The 1,341-nt window shown below is 44.4% G+C and carries 1 protein-coding gene; it reads right to left on the bottom strand.

All coding sequences use genetic code 11. The features are described from left to right. On the bottom strand, positions 1 to 1,341 hold a 1,341-nt coding region (locus GJU39_RS23475; RefSeq protein WP_280790429.1), incomplete at both ends, for an MBG domain-containing protein.

Here is a 1,341-nt window from a genome sequence, read left to right as displayed (position 1 = left end):
ATCAGCATCGCCAAAGGTTTTGCTTTTCGCTGCCGCAGTTACCGTGATGGCTTTCGCTCCGATTGTCAAATCTGCACTAACATAGGTCAAATTATAATTACCGTTCAGTGCAAGCGTACTTTGGTTGATTGCATAGGTTCCTACATTTTCTCCAGGTTGCCTGGTTAAGCTTCCTGTGAAAGTATCGCCTGTTTGTAATGCCGGACTGAAAGTATAAGTCAACGCCGGATCAGCATCGCCAAAAGTTTTGCTTTTCGCTGCCGCTGTAACTGTTATTGCTTTTGCACCGATCGTTAAGTTAGCACCTAGGTAGGTCAAATTATAATTACCGTTCAGTGCAAGCGTTCCCTGGTTGATCGCATAAGTACCTGCATTTTCTCCGGGTTGTCTGATCAGTGATCCTGTGAAAGTATCACCTGTTTGTAACGCCGGACTGAAAGTATAAGTCAGTGCCGGATCAGTATCGCCAAAAGTTTTGCTTTTCGCTGCCGCTGTAACTGTTATTGCTTTCGCACTAATTGTTAAATCTGCACCAACATAAGTTAAAGTATAATTACCGTTCAGTGCAAGCGTACCTTGATTAATCGCATAAGTGCCTGCGTTTTCTCCAGGCTGTCTGGTTAAGCTTCCTGTGAAAGTATCACCTGTTTGCAACGCCGGGCTGAAAGTATAAGTTAGTGCCGGATCAGCATCGCCAAAGGTTTTGCTTTTCGCTGCTGCAGTTACCGTTATGGTTTTCGCTCCGATTGTTAAATCTGAACCTGCATAGATTAAAGTATAATTACCGTTTAATGCAAGCGTTCCCTGATTGATCGCATAAGTGCCTGCATTTTCTCCGGGTTGTCTGGTTAGGCTTCCGGTAAAGCTATCGCCAGTTTGTAACGCCGAGCTGAAAGTATAAGTCAGTGCCGGATCAGCATCGCCAAAGGTTTTGCTTTTCGCTGCTGCAGTTACCGTGATAGCTTTCGCTCCGATTGTTAAGTTAGCACTGTTGTAGGTCAAAGTGTAATTACTACTTAAAGCAAGCGTACCTTGATTAATCGCATACGTGCCTACGCTCTCGCCTGGTTGTCTGGTTAAGCTTCCTGTGAAAGTATCTCCAGTTTGCAATGCCGGACTGAAAGTATAAGTCAATGCCGGATCAGTATCACCAAAGGTTTTGCTTTTTGCTACCGCAGTTACCGTTATAGTTCTTGCTCCAATAGTTAAGTCAGCACTGTTGTAAGTCAAAGTGTAATTACTACTTAATGCAAGCGTTCCCTGGTTGATCGCATAAGTACCTGCATTTTCTCCAGGTTGTCTGGTTAGGCTGCCTGTGAAGCTATCGCCAGTTTGTAACGC

Origin of the sequence: Pedobacter petrophilus (genome assembly GCF_009674725.1) — a bacterium.
Classification (GTDB): Bacteria; Bacteroidota; Bacteroidia; order Sphingobacteriales; family Sphingobacteriaceae; genus Pedobacter; species Pedobacter petrophilus.
Note: the sequence above shows the minus strand (reverse complement) of the source record. Positions and strands in the feature narration are given on the sequence as shown.